The sequence below is a fragment of the Bacteroides sp. HPS0048 genome (assembly GCF_964240755.1).
Taxonomy (GTDB): domain Bacteria; phylum Bacteroidota; class Bacteroidia; order Bacteroidales; family Bacteroidaceae; genus Bacteroides; species Bacteroides nordii.
In genome coordinates, this window is sequence record NZ_CAXSVC010000005.1 from 1 (window position 1) to 17933 (window position 17933).

The window sequence follows — 17933 nt, forward strand, 5'->3', positions numbered from 1 at the left end:
TCCGTTGCCCGTTCTCATGCGAGTTTTCTACAAAGCGTTGATAATCAAATAAGATACTTCAGATTACAACAAATATATCTAATAAGTAATCCTTTATTAGGATAAAATAAACCAAATATTAAAACTAAGCTATACTGTACTACCCCTTGAAAAACACGACTTATAGATTGCTTTTTATATTCAAGTTTAGCAATTGTTAATTGACTATAAATTTGATAAGTTGAAGTAAAGAAAATGCCACTGAACAATAAAAACACTGATATATCAGTAGATACCCAACAAAATACCACAACAGATGATATTAAAGATATTATCAATGAAACAGTGATTGAAGAAATAAGAAAATATTCTATATATTCCTTTTTTATAAAATATGCAAATTCTAATCTCAAAGAGGCGAAAACAGGTATTAATGAAGTCAGTGATGTAAAATAGCCAAATAATCCAAAGTTTTCAATAGTATATACTCTCGACAATATAGGAGATAGAATCAATGCAAGTATTTGTACTGAAATTCCTGCAATTGACATTTGATTGAAAGCCTTAAATATTCTATTATCAAATATTTTATTTTGCATCTAAAATTTTCTTTTCTTTAACACAACAACAGGTGTACCAACATTTATTGTATACTCTAAACATTTCATGTCCTTAACAAATGCCCCCGCTCCAATTATACATCCATTTTCTATAAGCACATTCCCAAGTATTAAAGATGATTTTCCAATCCAGACATCATTCCTTATTTCAATCTTTCCAGTTTTTAGTCCTTGAACATTAATTTTCTTATCTATAGCATACAAATGCTCAGAATCTCTTATAGAGCAATACTCTGCAATTAAGACATCCTCTCCTATAAAAATATTATTATTAGCAGCTAATACTACTCCAAGAGTTAATCTAGTAGAGCTACCTATATTTAAAGAAGCATAAGATGGTACATCTATATATGAATATGGCCCTATATAAACATTCTTTCCTAATATAATATTCTGATGTGGTGGGTATTTCCAAATAACCCCTTTCCCTATACGAGGGATATTCCTACACTTACCCCCACAAAGATTTATTATAATAAAAAGTTTAACACCACGTAGATAGTCAAAAAAACGATAAAAGGACTTTAGGATAAAAAAAACAATCATAAACTATTTATTATCCGTTTACACGCCAATCCATCTCCATACGGATTTACAGCCTTACTCATCTTATCATAATATTCTCTATCATCCAGTAAAGCAGAAACTTCATTTACAATCTTATCATAATCCGTACCCACCAGTTTTACAGTTCCCGCTTCTAAAGCTTCCGGACGCTCCGTAGTATCACGCATAACCAAAACAGGTTTACCAAGTCCTGGCGCTTCTTCCTGAATACCACCACTATCGGTAAGAACAATGGTAGATTTCTCCATCAAATAAACAAACGAAAGATATTCCAATGGCTCTATAAAGAACATATTATCCAAATCGGATAAGTCTTCACCAAATACTTCGTGAATGGGCTTACGAACATTTGGATTCAAATGCATCGGATAAACAAAATCAACATTCGGATACTTCTCAGTCAAGGCCTTTATTGCTCTGCACATTGAAATAAAACCTTCGCCAAAATTCTCTCGTCGATGTCCGGTAATGAGAACTAACTTTCGAGTACCATTCAAACGATTTACGTCATAACCGGATTCACGAAGTAGGGTCTCCAACTCCTCTCCTAACTGCTTATCCGATTTTATCTTATCTACCACCATATAAAGAGCATCAATCACAGTATTGCCTGTCACGGTAATAGCTTCTTCATTTATCCCTTCATCCAATAAATTTTGTTTACTTAATGCAGTTGGAGAAAAATGGTAAGTAGCAATACGGCCGGTTATCAAACGATTCATTTCTTCGGGCCAGGGGCTATAGATATCATGGGTACGAAGCCCGGCCTCTACATGGCCAACAGGAATTTGCTGATAAAAAGCAGCTAAAGCTGAAGCAGTGGATGTAGTGGTATCACCATGTACTAAGACAACATCCGGATTTGCTTCTTTTAAGACGTCACGCATACCTAAAAGTACTCGGGAGGTGACATCATAAAGATCTTGCCCCTGTTTCATGATATTCAAATCATAGTCCGGCTTAATGTCGAAAAGATGAAGTACCTGATCAAGCATTTCACGATGCTGGCCTGTTACACATACAATAGTTTGGAATGTCTCCGGATACTTCTGGAACTCCTTCACTAATGGAGCCATCTTTATAGCTTCGGGACGAGTCCCGAAGACTAACATTATTTTTTTCATAATAATATATACTTATTTTTTATAGATCCCACAAAAATCAAGTATCACTTTTGTGTCATCATAAGGCAAAGCTTTAAATACAGAATGAGCTACCAAGAATACAACAATATCCGCCTGCTTATAAGCTTCTTTATAATCAGTAAGTTTAAACACTTTATGCTCTGTCACATTCGGTTCAACTACCAATATATCTGCATTATTGCAACTTTGCATCACCTTTGTTGTGATGTATTTTGCCGGTGCTTCACGTAAATCATCAATATCCGGTTTGAAAGCTAATCCCATCATGGCGACAACAGGTTTGCGATGGCGCTCTAACTCAAATTTCAACATGGCGTTTTCTACTTTCTCTGCGCACCAAAAAGATTTATAGTTATTGATCTCACGGGCTTTTGATATTATCTGAGATTCTATCGGAAAATCGGCTGTTATAAAATAAGGATCCACAGCAATGCAATGTCCTCCTACTCCACAACCCGGCTGGAGAATGTTTACACGCGGATGTTTATTGGCTAAGCTGATCAATTCCCAGACATTAATACCTGCTTTATCACAAATGAGAGATAATTCATTTGCAAATGCTATCTGTACATCTCGCGAGGAATTCTCTGTCAGTTTACACATCTCGGCTGTTTTACAATTAGTTCGATGTAGCGTACCTTGTACAAATTGGCTGTAAAACTCAATTGCTTTATCTGTAGATGCTTCATCCATACCACCAATCACACGATCGTTGTGTACCAACTCATGTATTACATTTCCCGGTAATACACGTTCCGGACAGTACGCTATAAATATTTTGCCTTCCAATTCTGGACGAAGGCTAAATATTAAATGAACCATTTTATCTGTTGTGCCTACCGGTGAAGTAGATTCGATAACATATAAGTCACCTTCCTTCAACAAAGGTATTACTGCACGGGTTGCGGATTCCACATACGAAATATCCGGTTCGTGATTACCCTTAAAGGGAGTGGGTACTACCATAAAATAGGCGTCACTGATTTCAGGAGTAGTAGAAGCTTTTAACTGCTTGGCAGAAACAACTTCCTGAAGAAGTTCCTGCATACCCGGTTCAATGATATGTAATTGCCCCTGATTGGTCATCTCAACAACTTTCGGATTAATATCAACACCGGTAACTTGAATACCGTGTTTAGCTGCTATAATAGCAGTAGGAAGGCCAATGTAGCCTAAGCCCATAAAACAAGCTTTCATTTGAGTATCTATTTTAAGTAAGTATCTTGTAGGGTTGACCTATAATATATAGATATACCATAAACTTTTATACAGGTCAGTTATCATATAGGTAAAAGTCAATTTGTAACGAATTAAGAAATACCAAACAATGATTTCTTAAAAAAAGTGCTATTTCTATATCGAGAAATATAGATACATTTATAACTTTATATAAAACGTTAGTTATCAAACAATTACACTTAGCACTTTTTTCTCTACGAGGAACGATAAAAAACTCTACGAGAAACACCCCGATTCTCTACGAGAAAAAGGATTATCCTCTACGAGAAATAAATCAAAAAGTCATATTATATAACAAAGAAAAGATCAGCCATGAAACTCTCAACTAATATTTGTAAAGAAATAAAACAAATTCGTTATTCAAAATCACTATATGGATATTGATTTTCCTCCAAATTCCGAAGATTCTCAACAACCTCTTGCTCTTTGTCCGTCAGCTCTCGCCCCTGCCAACTGTCAATAATTGCATGAGCTTCTTGTGCTAATTCTTCCTCAAAAACTTCACCATAACAATACGTCAGCAACTGACATTTTAATAAAGAAGGAGGAAGTTGCTCTAATACCTCCCAGGCACGATCGAGAATGGACTGTTTTTTCGCTTCCTTATCTTTATCACTATAGATAGTAGCGCTGTAACCCATTAACAAAGCCAGGCAAATACCGGCTTCTTCTTCGGGAGTATCACCCTTAGCAGAATAAAGAGCATCGGAAAGAATCTGAATTTCTTTATTCAAACGACTAAAATGCTCTGCATAAATTGGGTCTCCATCCAAACCCAAATAGAGTGATTTTTGAGCAAGCTGCTGCAATTCTTCTGTTTTATTCATAAAATTAACTGATTACTTTCAAATAACTTTTCGCCACTTTTACGCTGGCTGTCAATACACCTTCAATACGAATGATGACATAGGTTTTATTAGCCTCTAAAGCCAACTCACCTTCAACTCCACACAAGTTGCCTTTCATCACACGAACTTTACTGCCGACAGTAAGGACTTCATTATCAAAACTGATATTATCGGGATTAAGATCCATAATTTGTTTAAAGTCCTCCATCTGTTTATCGGGAACAATAAGCATGGAACGGGTCGAAAAATCCTTTATATAATAAAGTTGAACACCATACTTATTTGATAAATCACAGGCATCCTGTTTAGTGGCACGAACAAATATCAAGTTTCTTATGACAGGAACTTCAACACGCTTACGACGGTATTTTAATTGACGAATGACAAATTGAGTAGGAAGATAATATTCCAGATTAATATTTATTCTCAATTTTTCTAAAGAATCCCGAGTGACAAATTCTTGTTTGTCGCGAGTACGAGCGGCAAACCAATATTGCTGTTGTTCAGACATTTAATAGAAATGATTGGAAGAAAATTTCCTTAGTTCCGGGTACGCTTCGCGGCTTGAACGAGACATAAACTCTCTTTCAAACCGTCAACTTTTTAGAATCTACTTAGTATTGGAAACGAAGCGTTTAGAAGATAGAAACGTTTCAATAAACGTTCGTTTAATGAAACGCTTTTTTTTGAGGTACTTTTAAAAGAAATATTTGATGAAGGAATACATAAAAACATTATTTTTTTATAATTCCATATCGTTGAATATCAAAGATGTATATCACCCAAAGAATAATATTTTGAATTTTATATATAGAAATATTTTGTACTTCTAATTATACGTTTTACCTTTGTGCCATTAAACGAACGTTTATTGAAACACTTTTCTTAATAACAATCAGAATCCACAAATTATCAATTATCTCTTTATCATAAATAATGAATTGAATATATATTTATAGTATTCCAGGACATTATCTCATTGATAAACAACATTTTATTATATACTATTTATTCATTACAAAGTAACGTATTTAAATCTCCGTTAATTACCTAATTAACCCATATTTAATATGCATAATTTACACCTATAAAATACGTACTTTTATAATATAAAGAATAGGATGCCTGATGTGGCGTTAACAATGTTAATACCAAAAGGGCTACACACCAGAATTAAACATCCTGCATGTGCAGCCCTCTTATTTTATCTATTTTCTATAATTATCAGAAAACCTCTACCTTTTCAGCAATTCGTTTTGCCTTATCACGTAATGCATCCAAATCCGAACCCAAAGGAGCATAACAAAGTACTACCCCCATACGGCGATTAATACGGGTAAAGGGCTTACCAAAAATACGCAGATATGTATCTTCTTCGCGTGTCACCTCTTCCATCCCCCGATATTGAGGACGCTCCTGACTGGCAATTGTTGATAGAATAACAGCACTGGCTCCTATCCTCTCCTGCTTGATGCCCGGAATAGGTAAACCAAGTACGGCACGCAGGTGAAGCTCAAATTCATTCAGATTCTGTGTTCCTGCCAAAGTCACCATACCCGTATCATGCGGACGAGGAGAAAGTTCAGAGAAATACACTCCGTTCTCATGGCTCAGGAAGAACTCTACTCCCCACAAACCAGCACCGGTTAAAGCACGAGTCACTTTTTCAGCCATTTCTTCCGCTTCTTTCAAATGAGCAGGATCAATATGTGCGGGCTGGAAGCTTTCACGATAATCTCCTCCCTTTTGTACATGTCCGATAGGCGGGCAGAAAAGAGTGGGACCATTCTTTTGAGTAACAGTAAGCAATGTTATCTCACTGTCAAACTTAATAAATTCTTCAATGATAAGCTCACGAATATCTCCGCGGCTACCACTGCAACCATATTCCCAGGCATGTTCCAATTCATCGGCACTTTTCACCAATGACTGACCTTTACCGGAAGACGACATCAATGGTTTCACCACACATGGAAAACCAATTTTAGCAGCAGCCTCTTTCAATTCTTCCAGAGAAGTTGCATAAAAGTACTTAGCCGTTTTCAAGCCCAACTCCTGAGCTGCCAAATCACGAATAGCTTTACGATTCATCGTAAAGTTTACTGCACGCGCACTGGGCACTACTTGTATTCCCTCTTTTTCAAAGTCATACAGGCGTTCTGTACGAATGGCTTCAATTTCCGGTACAATAATATCCGGCCGATGTTTCCTGACTACGCGTTCCAGTTCTTCACCATCGAGCATGTTGAACACCTCATACTCATCAGCCACCTGCATAGCAGGAGCTCCGGCATACGAATCACATGCAATAATATATTGCCCTTTACGCTGGGCAGAAATAACAAACTCTTTTCCTAATTCACCGGAACCGAGTAAAAGTATTTTCTTCATTATAATAGTGTTTTTATCGTTAATTGCTGCAAAATTACAAATTAATCAAATGATATTTCTCCATTCATTTCTTTTTTTTACAGTAATCCAATATCACACAACAAAAAAGAAAGAATATCATATTTTTGTAAATCCAATTAAGAAAAAAACATCAATGAATTTAGGGTACAACACTTTTTTGTTGTTCTTTATATAGAATACTTTGTTTCACAGAAAAAATGTAAGCATGAAATGTTCTGAAATAATTCTAATCAAACAAGGAAATCCTGACATTTACAGAAGACTGGTAAAGGAATGGTTTCCAAAGTTAAGCATATTGATTAATTCTTATATTTTCAACGTAGAAGTAGCAAGAGATCTGGCACAAGATATTCTTATCTCTCTGTGGGAAAATAAAGATAAATTAAGAGATGACACAACTTTCGATAAGTATTTTTATGTTCTGGCAAAAAATAAAGCATTCAATTATCTAAAACAAAAACGATATGATATAATAGATATAGAAGATTATGAAACGGAACTGATAAAAATAAATCTGATGGAGCAATTATTAGAGAAGGATTCTCTGGAAAATATTATTATAAAAGAAAACATACAAAAAATCCAGGCACTTATTCAGTCTTTACCTTCAAATAGTAAAGAGATTTTTATTTTAAGTAGAAAATATAATCTGAAAAACAAAGATATAGCTATCAGATTGGGAATTTCTGTGAAAACTGTGGAATACCACATAACGAAAACACTCGCTTTTTTTCGAAAAAACATGGAAGTATTCTCCTGTTTTATATTCCTTGTTGTATAATATTCACAATTCTATTAATTAAAATAATATGACTGATGAAATTTTAATTCGTTTTCTGAAAGGAAATGCTAACCGTGATGAAATTCACCTAATAAATAAATGGTTGCAAGATAATCCACAAAATATAGATTACCTGAAACAGCTTCATGACAGTTTACTTTTGATTGATGTATGGGCCGGTAAATCCAGTCAGGAAGATCAGAAATATATTAACCAGATATTAAAAAGGACTATTAAAAACAAAAGTAAAAGGTATACTTTAATAAGTTATCTTGGGGCTCTGTCGGCAGTGGCTGCAATAATTATATTGGTAATTTTATTTAGTGTAAACTACAATCAGAATACGGAAAGTATATTATTAACTTCTCAGGAAAAATATAGAAATGAATATCGAAATTCCGGTACATTACTACTTTCAGACGGACAAAAAATCCCGTTAGATCAATTTGAAAATGAAATAATACTATCAAAAGATACACTTTGGGTAAATCATCACACGTATATAAACAGTGAATCTAATATAAGAAATAATCTTATTTGTACTCAACAAGGCTCACTCACAAAAATGCGACTTAATGACGGAACCGAAATTCATTTAAATTCCGGAAGTGTTTTTGAATTTCCTCAATTATTTACTAAATCCGAGAGAAATGTCTTTTTGGATGGAGAAGCTTATTTATCAGTTAGCAAACAGAATGGAAATCAGTTTGTAGTAAATACCAGTACTAAAAAGGTACAAGTTCTGGGAACATGTTTCAATGTTCGGGCCTACTCTACAAAAAAAACATTCTCTACCGTACTGGTTGAAGGAAGTGTAGCAATCTCTTCAGACAAAGAACGGACTTTAATAAAACCTGAACAGATGTATGTTTATTATAAAGATCGTAAAGAAGGAGAAATTATGAATATTGACCCAACACAATATATCTCCTGGAAAGATAAAGAAATCAGGTTTCAGCAACAACCTATAAAAGAAATAATCGGACACATAGCCGAATTTTATGGGTATGAAATTGATATTGATAATCCGGTATTAAACAATTATGAACTAACTGGGACTTTATCATTAAAGTCCCAAATACATAATACGCTGAATATATTATTTCTAACTCTTCCACACAGCGAAAAGCTAATGATAAAAGAGGTAGAAAACAGAAAACTAATAGTAAAATAAATATTGAAAAACAAGCTTGTTTACCTATCTAATTAATTCAAAAAAAATGATCTTATGAAAAACTATTTTATTTTTATTGTTGCCGGGCTTCTTGCAAGCAACATAGAAGCAAAAGTTATTAAAGTTACATCGGCTTCTACAGACGAAACAAATAAAGGTTCATTCTTATACTGCTTAAAACATGCTAATGACGGAGACGAAATCTTATTCGATTTGTCAGAAGATACGATTCGGATTGCCAATCAATGTACTTTCTCTGCAGAAAAGCAACTTGTGATAAATGGTAAAAACGTGAAGACTAATAAAAATATAGTCTTCGCTCCGACAAACGATTATGCAAAAAGAGGTTTTGAAATTCCAACAGAGTATCCAGGTGGTGTGATGACAGCAGCTGACATTACTTTCAGAAACTGTACATTTGCTAAATTCAAAATGACGGCTATACGGAATAATGGAAAACTAACTTTGGAAGAGTGCTTATTCGTACAAAATGGAGTTGGTGGCATTACAAATGGATCCGCATTATTTGTAAACACCCCTTGTGTGATCCGGAATTGTGTATTTGATAGTAATGAAAGTATCGGAGAATCGCGGGGAGGAGCTGCCATATATGCAGCCAAAGTAGGAAGTCGCCTGGATATAACCAATAGTAGTTTCATTAACAACTATACAAGCAATCAGGGAGCTGCTATGTGGTTGGCAGACAGCACTGTTGTAAAACTGACCAATTGTACTTTTGCCAATAACCGGGCTATAAAAGCAGAAAATGAAGAAAAATATCAAGATGCAGGAAAAGGGGGAGCCATTATAAGTACCATAACCAAAGTCAGTACACCAGCCAAATATGCTCCGCTGATTTATGCTGTAAACTGTACATTCACAGGTAACGAGGCTAATAATGGCGCCGGAGCTATCCATCTATACCCTCTTAAAGGAACGGAAAAAGCTTCTGTATGGTTAATTAATACTCTATTGTTATACAATTATAATAAAAACGAGCATTCCGATATAGTAGAAGAAACAGATATTAATGATGTTCGTTTTTACGCTTTGAACTCGATATGGGGAAAAGGAGGCAGATGTGACGATAGAAAAGAAGAAGGTTGCCTGATTTACGATTACACAACTCAGCTGCCAGTGTTCCAGCAGATGGAAAGTACCGAAACAAACGATCGCCCACACATATCAAACAATCATTTACCAGTTGTTTCTTTAGCAGAAGGTAGTATAGTAATAGGAAAAGCAGCCACAACCATACCCGGTAATTTCATTTTCACAGAAGATAAATTAGAAATTCCTTCCATGGATCAGTTGGGACATTTGCGCTCAACACATCCGGCTATAGGAGCGGTTGAATACTCTTCTGCAACAGGAGTTACGAAAACCTTTTTCAATGATATTATAATGTATCAAAAAGACAGAAAGCTAATGGTTTCTTGTCCGGAAGGTAATTTCAATCTCCGTATCTATACCCTATCCGGCCAACTTTGCATGAATACAAACTATTCAGGTACAACAACTGTATGTATCAACCTCGAGTCTTACCCAAAAGGTTTATACACTTGTGAGCTTACCCAACAAGCAAACAGAAAAACGACTAAATTCCTACTTAACTGACATAATATTCATTGGTAATCGTTTTATATATCATGAAAAAAATACGATTTTTACTTGCAGTATTTTGCATGACATTCACTTATTTAAATGCACAAGATATAAATAAAGTGATTCACATTAATTTTGATAATACACCTTTGAGAGAAGCATTTTTGCTTATAGAAAAAGAAAGTGGATATAATCTTATCTTTTCCAACTATTCTGTAAAAAAAGAAATGTACATATCACTGAAGGAAAAAAAAATCAAAATTGTTGACTTATTATCCAAACTGACTCAAATGTGTAATACGCACTATAAAATTGAAGACAAGCAGATTATTATTATCCCCAATCAAGACAATGTTCCGCCACAGAAAACTGTTCCAGGCAAAAAACGGATTACAGGTATAGTAACAGATACAAGTTCTAATCCAATTATTGGTGCAACGATAATAGACCCAAGCAGCAATCAAGGAACTGTAACCGATATAGATGGTAACTTCTCTTTTGAATGCGAATCAAAATTTACAGTTTCATCTGTTGGGTATAAAACACAAGAGCTTAGTGCCAACAAAAACTTTTATAACATTGTGCTTCAAGAAGATGTGCAACTTGTTGATGAAGTTATTGTTGTAGGATACGGAGTTCAAAAAAAGGTCAATCTGACAGGGGCTGTTAACTCCATAGAACAAGATGCTTTGGAGAACCGACCTATCATGAATGTCAGTTCCGGATTACAGGGAATGCTACCTGGGGTAAGTATTACACAATCCAGCGGACAACCAGGCAATAATAAAACTTCTATTAGAATCAGAGGACTGGGAACAATATCCAGTAATGCCGACCCGTATATTCTGATTGACGGTGTGGAAGGAGATATGGATTTACTCAACCCGAATGATATTGAAAGCATTTCCGTATTAAAAGATGCTGCATCTTCGGCCATATATGGCGCACGAGCAGCTAATGGTGTTATACTGGTTACAACGAAGAAAGCATCGGGTGAAACAAAGAAGCAAATCAGCTACTCCGGCTATTACGGTTTACAACGCCCTACTCGCCTACCTGAAATGGTAAATGGATATGAGTATATGATACTGCATAATGAAGCGAAAAAAAATAAAGGAGATGCCGAATTGTTTTCAGAAGCTGTTATAAATATCTATAGGTCAGGAAACTTTGATACGGATGAATATGCCGATACAGACTGGATAAACGAAATCTACAGAAAAACTGCACCACAACAGAGCCATAATATCAATCTGAGCGGAAACACAGGCAAATTGGGATATTATGTATCATATGCTTTTTTTAAACAAGACGGATTGGTGATAAACAATCCGTTCAACTCTCGTCGGCATAATATCCGCATGAGATTTAATTCCGACTTCTTTAATGGAAAATTAAACTTAGATTCAGGAATTACTTACGTCGATCAGAAAAATATCTCTTCTCCTTATGATGACACTGGCAGTATTTTCCGATTGGCAAACCGAATCGACCCATTGGTACCTGTTAAATATAAAAACGGAGAATGGGGAGTTGGTTCAGTAAACAATCCAATGGCTGTAGCCATGGATGGCGGAGAAAATACGGAACAGCTGACGGACCTTATAGCATCGGTCTCTGCTTCACTACATATAATAAAAGGATTAGATGCTAACTTTCAGTTTACCTATAATAAACAAGGCATATCTAACCACAATTTCAAAAGAGGTATATTAAAATACGACCGTTTTGGAATTCCTTTATTGGGCAACGATCAAATAAAATCTAAATTGGCAGAAAACAACTATTCCCGTGAAAACAAAAATTTAATGTTTAATTTTAACTACAAGTTTAATTTAGAAAAACATCATTTTAATATATTAGCAGGATTCAATGAAGAATATAGCATACGTAAATTTGTGTCTGCCTCAAGAGAAAACTTCCCTATGGGCGATGAAGTGGAGTCACTGAATGTAGGAATTGAGAACATATCCAATGATGCTAACTCCTCTCATAACAGCCTGCGCTCATTCTTTGCAAGATTAAATTATAATTATGCAGACAAATACCTTTTCGAAGCAAACATCCGTAATGACGGTTCTTCCCGGTTTGCACCCGAACAACGCTGGGGGGTATTTCCTTCTTTCTCTATGGGATGGCGCTTTAATGAAGAGCGGTTTATGTCATCTTTATCTTCTATTCTGAATTCCGGTAAAATAAGGATATCGTGGGGAATGTTGGGCAACGAACGAGTAGGTAAAGATGGCAACTATTATCCTTACTTAGGTTTAATAGAATCGATACCGTCAACTCCCATAGGCGGAATAGAACAAACCGGATTTTATATGAGAACAGCAGCTAACAGACATTTAACATGGGAAAAAGTAGAAATGTCCAACATAGGAATTGATTTGGGATTTTTAAACAATCGATTAAATTTCAATCTCGACTTATTTCTTAAAAAAACCACAGATGCACTATTGAAGGCGGAGTATTCTTCAATCATAGGTGTATACAAAATAGAGGATTTACCGGAAGTAAATATGGGTAGTATTGAAAACAAAGGGTGGGAAATGACTTTAAACTGGAGAGACCAAATCGGTAAATTCAATTACAGTGTAATGGCCACCGTCTCCGATGTAAAAAATAAAGTAACATCTTTAGGAAACAGTAACCCGCGTATAGATGAAGAGTTAAGGCAAGTGGGAGAACCTCTGAATGCTTATTACGGGTATGTAACAGACGGATTACTACAGCCTTCGGATTTCGAATACTATGATGAGAATAAAAAGAAATATATGAATCCTAAAGTCCCGGTAATGGATGCCTATAAAACAATTGTCCAGCCGGGAGATATAAAATACATGGATATTACAAATAATGGAACGATTGATGGAGACGACCGGCGAATTATAGGTAATCCTAACCCGCGTTATTACTTTGCCCTGAAACAGGATGCAGAATGGAAAGGCATAGATATATCAGCTTATTTTCAGGGAGTAGGCAAAGTGAACGGTTATTTGGGATATGAAGCAAGACATGCACTGATTGATGACTTCTCCATTCCTAAAAGAGATCATCTGGACCGCTGGACTCCGGATAACATGAATGCATCGTATCCACGACTTTATTATGGGCAAGGACACAACCGGGAATTTTCGGATTATTGGGTAGAAAATGCCTCATATCTTCGCTTCAAAAATCTGCAAATAGGCTATAATATACCATTTGACAAGTTAATAAAGAAACATATCAGTAAGCTGAGAGTATATTTCTCAGCAGATAATCTGCTTACTGCAACTCGTTTTTATAAATATTACGATCCGGAAATCGGACGTACAAACGGAAGTGACTACCCACAAGTAAAAACATTTGTGATTGGTGCAAATATAACTTTCAATAGTAAATAATGAATAAACAGTTGATAACATGAAAAAATACATTATTGGAATAATATTATTATGTTTTGCATTAACAGCATGCTATGATCTAAATCTGTCTCCGCTGGATGCTTCTTCTGACAATAATTTCTGGGAAACAGAAAGTCAATTGCGGGGAGCTACATATGTATGCTACAGTATTATGCAAAAAGATATGCTTAATTTCGGAGAAGGATGTGGAGAGTCGGCAATGTGGGGAGATCCCAAAAATGCCTTAAACAAAATATCAAGCGGAGTGTACCCTTATACCATCCAGTTTCCCGTATCAAGTTGGTGGAACTATTTTTATCAGAATATATTCTATTGTAACAAGTTCCTGGAAAATTATAAAAAAGCTAACATTTCAGAATCCGTTAAAGAAAAATATGCAGCGGAAATAAAAGTTATCAGAGCCTTGGACTATTTTTATCTGACAAGTCTTTATGGAGATGTCCCTTTAGTTACAAGGGTACTCTCTCCGGAGGACCCGGAAATGACAGCTCCTCGCACTCCGAAGCAAGAAGTTATAGATTACATACTCAATGATTTAGATCAGGCTGCAGCCAAACTAGGCGAAGACATACCAACCGGTGAAAATTCCGGCAGAGTAAACAAATGGACAGCCTTAGGGCTTAAATCACGGATAGCTCTCTTTAATGAAAGGTGGGAAATAGCTTATCAAGCAGCAGAAAGTGTAATGAAATCAGGTAAATACGAACTGTATAATGAAGGAGGACATTCTGAAGCGTACTACAATCTATTTACAGTGGCAGCCAATCAAACAAAAGGAAACATTAATAATAAAGAGACCATGATGGCTGGGATATATAAAGAGGATAAACGCATGCACAATCTTTCGGCAGAAATAATGAGTCAAAGTGACTATAATCGTTTCAATCCCTCCAAATCGTTAGTAGATACTTATTTGTGTATAGACGGAAAACCAGCCGTGCGAGGATACGAATATGCTAATAATCCTGAAGTCCGTCTCTCTCCGCTATACAAAGAAGAGGAATACGCCGATTACTGGAAAAATCGTGACCCACGAATGGAACAAACGATAATGAAGCCAGGTTCACCCTGGTGGGGAGGAAATGATGGTATTAATAACTTTGATGTTTTTGAGGTTCCCCGCTTTGTAAACAAAGGAAGAACCGGCAGTGTTACGCTTACCGGATTTTATTTTAAGAAATATTCTTCAGCTTCAACATCAGGAGTACCAGGTAAAGATTATAATGACATCATCATTATGAGATATGCTGAAATTTTGCTAAATTATATTGAAGCTATTTATCACTATCAAAACGAACAGGTAACCCAACAACAAATAGATCGTTCCATCAACTTACTCAGAAATCGTGTAGGCATGCACCCTATGATACTAACAGAGTTAGTAGACTGGAATATGGATATCAAAAAGGAAATTCTGAGAGAAAGGCGTATTGAGTTGGCTTTTGAAGGGTTAAGGTTTCTGGACATTTTGCGATTAAAGGAAGGCAATCGCCTGGCACAATCAACTTTAGGAGTAAAAAAAGCCATCATTGACAAATTCGTGCCTTTAGGACTGGAACATAATTTCGAACGTGTTAATGAAAACGGAGATATTATCATTGAAGGTTCTTCTTTAGACGGAACAGGACCACGCGTATTCGACCAGAAAAAACACTATTTATGGCCTATTCCACAAATGGAGAGAATGAAAAATCCGAACTTAGGTCAGAATCCCAACTGGCCTGTTTAAACAAAAAACATTATGAAAAAATTATATTTGTGGATATTCTTATCCTTTATATGGCAATTAGTATTGGCTCAAAATGAAACTTTCTTAAAACACGGACCTTATCTTATGAATCCGGCTCCGAACAAAATATCCATATTGTTTCAGACACAACAACGTGCCTTATCATGGATAGAAGTTCGGGAAGAAAATTCAGAAAACAGTAAAAGATATCAAAGTAGTAAACATGGCTTAAAAGAAGCATTCAATTTATATAATACCATATTATTAGATTCTTTAAAATCTGATATCTCTTACCAATATAGAGTATGTTCACAAAGGTTCGAAACTTTTGAACCTTATAAAAAAATAAAAGATGAAATCCAATATACAAATTGGTATACATTTATGACGCTTCCAAGACAGGAAAAGGAAATCAAATTCTGTGTATTAAATGATATTCACGATAATACAGAGTTAATGGAAAAACTATTGAACCATACAAAGTATAAAGAATATAATTTCATCGTGATGAATGGAGATATGAGTAATCTGATAGAAAAAGAAGAACAACCTTATATTGTTCTAGATAAAGCAACCGAATTATTTGCCCGTCAGATTCCGATTTTATATGTAAGAGGAAATCACGAAACAAGAGGAAAGTATGCCAGAGTACTTCACCATTATGTGGATTGCTCTTCTGGAAATTATTATTATTTTCTTAGAACCGGAGATTGTGCAATCATTGTATTGGATAGCGGTGATGAAGGAGCCGATGATACCCCGGCTTATGCAGGTACTACTGCATTCGATGCCTATAGAAAAGAACAAACACAATGGCTTGAAACAATCGTAAAAAAGAAGGATTTTCTTGAAGCCAAACATCGTATCGTATTTGCACATATTCCTCCAATAGGTGCTAATAGCTGCTGTCAGGCTGTATTACAAACTCAACGGGAGTGGATACCGATATTAAACCTGGCCGGTATTGACTTGTTGGTTTGCGGTCATAATCATCATTTAGGGTTCGTACCTAAAAAAAATGAAACCAATGAGTTTCCAATCGTAATCAATGGTAAAAATACAATTATGGAAATATCTATTTCACCTGTTAACAGAATAGATTATAAGATTCTCAATGAAAACGGAGAAATTGTTTTACGTAAAAATTAGAAAATATGAAAGTCAGATATCAAATAATATTCCTGCTATTTCTATTTGGATGGATCTCCGCCTGTCAGAATTCGGACAGTGACAACGGAGTTCAGCCACAAATTCAGTTAATGAATGTATCAGATAATCAATTAAAATCAGATCCTGGAACGACCTTTGTTATTGAGGCAGAAATATCATCAGAGGAAGAATTAACAGGCATTTATTATTTCGTCCAGCGTAAAGATAAAAATAATCATATCCAGGAAACTCCTTATGAATATAAGTTTGATAAAGAAAAACAGAATATTCACTTCAAAATTGAATTATATGCTGACGAAAACCTAACAGGTATCAGGATCATAGTTCAGGGAAAGAAAATGAAACAAGAAGAAAGAATTCAAATTATTATTAACTCTTTCGTAAAGTTTCAAATGGAAAAAGAAAAGTTAATTACAATTCCGGAAGAAGAAGTAGAAGTGAAGGGAACAATAACTCCTACGGGAAACGTTATCCGTTCTTATTATGAAACATTGAATACAGACAGAGAAGTAATTTATAAAAGAGATTTTCAGGTAAACACAAATGGCTCTTTCTCTTTTCCGATAACTCCGGATGAGACTATTTCACAACTCAGACTGGTCGTAGAGAATCAAGAAGGCGTAGGAGTCACCATTATACCCGTCATAACAGGTCCTTATATGGAAGAAGGAACTTTCATTAATTGTTATTACAATATAAAGCTAACAACAGCTTTAAATGGCACCCCTTATTTTGCTCCCGATATAAAGCCTTATGCTCTTACGATGGAACAAGCAAGGAGCAATCAGCAAAATATTGAATTTTTATTTGTAAACATGGTTAATGTAGCACCCAAATGGGCAGGTATCGGCCTATGTGTGTTTGCAAATAATATAGTAGCAACTACTGTTGCAGCCAATGAATATGTAAATGGAATGATTTATCCGGAAGGAGACAATAATCATAGACGTTTTGTTTATCATTCACTAATGGCAGAATGGCCTTTCAGTTATAACTCTTTTACAGATAATCAGACTTCTGTAAACCAAATATTGAACCCAGAACTGGATTGGACTTCCAATGGGATACTCCGTTTGAACGATGCAAGACATGGTTCTTTTTTCGGATTTAAATTACAGGATGATAGAAAAGCTATTGGCCAGATAATAAAAACAGAAGGTGAAGGATATGACGCAGTAATGTATCTAAACTTTAAATGTATGAAGTAATAAAAATAGCCAAAGTCTTTATTCAGGCATCATTGCTAAAAATAAA

Annotated in this window: 14 protein-coding genes; 8 read left to right on the top strand and 6 right to left on the bottom strand. The window is 35.4% G+C overall.

Going from position 1 to position 17933, the window contains the following annotated elements:
- Positions 1-234: 234 nt before the first annotated feature.
- Positions 235-435, top strand: coding sequence for a hypothetical protein (locus ACESQI_RS05515; RefSeq protein WP_373125541.1), 201 nt, complete (start codon positions 235-237; stop codon positions 433-435).
- A 143-nt stretch (positions 436-578) separates the two neighbouring features.
- Here the strand turns inward: ACESQI_RS05515 and ACESQI_RS05520 are convergent, their stop codons facing one another.
- The 6 genes from ACESQI_RS05520 to purT all read right to left on the bottom strand — a co-directional run bounded on the left by ACESQI_RS05520 (position 579) and on the right by purT (position 6789).
- Positions 579-1145, bottom strand: a complete 567-nt coding sequence (locus ACESQI_RS05520) for a hypothetical protein (protein WP_373125542.1) — start codon at positions 1143-1145, stop codon at positions 579-581.
- Positions 1142-2290, bottom strand: coding sequence for a non-hydrolyzing UDP-N-acetylglucosamine 2-epimerase (gene wecB, locus ACESQI_RS05525; protein ID WP_373125543.1), 1149 nt, complete (start codon positions 2288-2290; stop codon positions 1142-1144). Before wecB ends, ACESQI_RS05520 begins: the two co-directional genes overlap by 4 nt.
- 12 nt (positions 2291-2302) lie before the next feature.
- Complete coding sequence (gene wecC, locus ACESQI_RS05530) at positions 2303-3508, bottom strand: UDP-N-acetyl-D-mannosamine dehydrogenase (RefSeq protein ID WP_007485200.1); 1206 nt, start codon at positions 3506-3508, stop codon at positions 2303-2305.
- 398 nt (positions 3509-3906) lie between these two features.
- Positions 3907-4377 carry a UpxZ family transcription anti-terminator antagonist gene (locus ACESQI_RS05535; protein ID WP_373125544.1) on the bottom strand — a complete coding sequence of 157 codons (471 nt, stop codon included), beginning with the start codon at positions 4375-4377 and terminating at the stop codon, positions 3907-3909.
- A gap of 4 nt (positions 4378-4381) precedes the next feature.
- Positions 4382-4909 (bottom strand): UpxY family transcription antiterminator, encoded by a 528-nt coding sequence (locus tag ACESQI_RS05540; protein WP_195660053.1) that lies wholly within the window; start codon positions 4907-4909, stop codon positions 4382-4384.
- 713 nt (positions 4910-5622) lie between these two features.
- A complete protein-coding gene (gene purT, locus ACESQI_RS05545) occupies positions 5623-6789 on the bottom strand; it encodes a formate-dependent phosphoribosylglycinamide formyltransferase (protein ID WP_251234946.1) in 1167 nt (388 codons plus the stop codon).
- A 226-nt stretch (positions 6790-7015) separates the two neighbouring features.
- Between purT and ACESQI_RS05550 the strand changes: the two genes are divergently transcribed.
- The 7 genes from ACESQI_RS05550 to ACESQI_RS05580 are packed head-to-tail and all read left to right on the top strand — an operon-like array spanning position 7016 to position 17887.
- Positions 7016-7591 carry an RNA polymerase sigma-70 factor gene (locus ACESQI_RS05550; protein ID WP_002560680.1) on the top strand — a complete coding sequence of 192 codons (576 nt, stop codon included), beginning with the start codon at positions 7016-7018 and terminating at the stop codon, positions 7589-7591.
- Between the two features lie 28 nt (positions 7592-7619).
- Positions 7620-8765: a FecR family protein gene (locus ACESQI_RS05555; protein WP_373125545.1), complete on the top strand. Its 1146-nt coding sequence runs from the start codon at positions 7620-7622 to the stop codon at positions 8763-8765.
- 54 nt (positions 8766-8819) lie between these two features.
- Positions 8820-10382, top strand: a complete 1563-nt coding sequence (locus tag ACESQI_RS05560; RefSeq protein ID WP_002560682.1) for a T9SS type A sorting domain-containing protein — start codon at positions 8820-8822, stop codon at positions 10380-10382.
- 32 nt (positions 10383-10414) lie between these two features.
- Positions 10415-13759, top strand: a complete 3345-nt coding sequence (locus ACESQI_RS05565) for a SusC/RagA family TonB-linked outer membrane protein (protein ID WP_373125546.1) — start codon at positions 10415-10417, stop codon at positions 13757-13759.
- Between the two features lie 19 nt (positions 13760-13778).
- On the top strand, positions 13779-15509 hold the full coding sequence (locus ACESQI_RS05570) for a RagB/SusD family nutrient uptake outer membrane protein (protein ID WP_195349401.1): 1731 nt from the start codon (positions 13779-13781) through the stop codon (positions 15507-15509).
- Positions 15510-15521: 12 nt separating this feature from the next.
- Complete coding sequence (locus ACESQI_RS05575) at positions 15522-16658, top strand: metallophosphoesterase (RefSeq protein ID WP_002560685.1); 1137 nt, start codon at positions 15522-15524, stop codon at positions 16656-16658.
- Between the two features lie 5 nt (positions 16659-16663).
- The gene (locus ACESQI_RS05580) at positions 16664-17887 is read left to right on the top strand and encodes a hypothetical protein (protein ID WP_195349961.1); all 1224 of its coding nucleotides are present in this window, start codon (positions 16664-16666) and stop codon (positions 17885-17887) included.
- Positions 17888-17933: the final 46 nt, after the last annotated feature.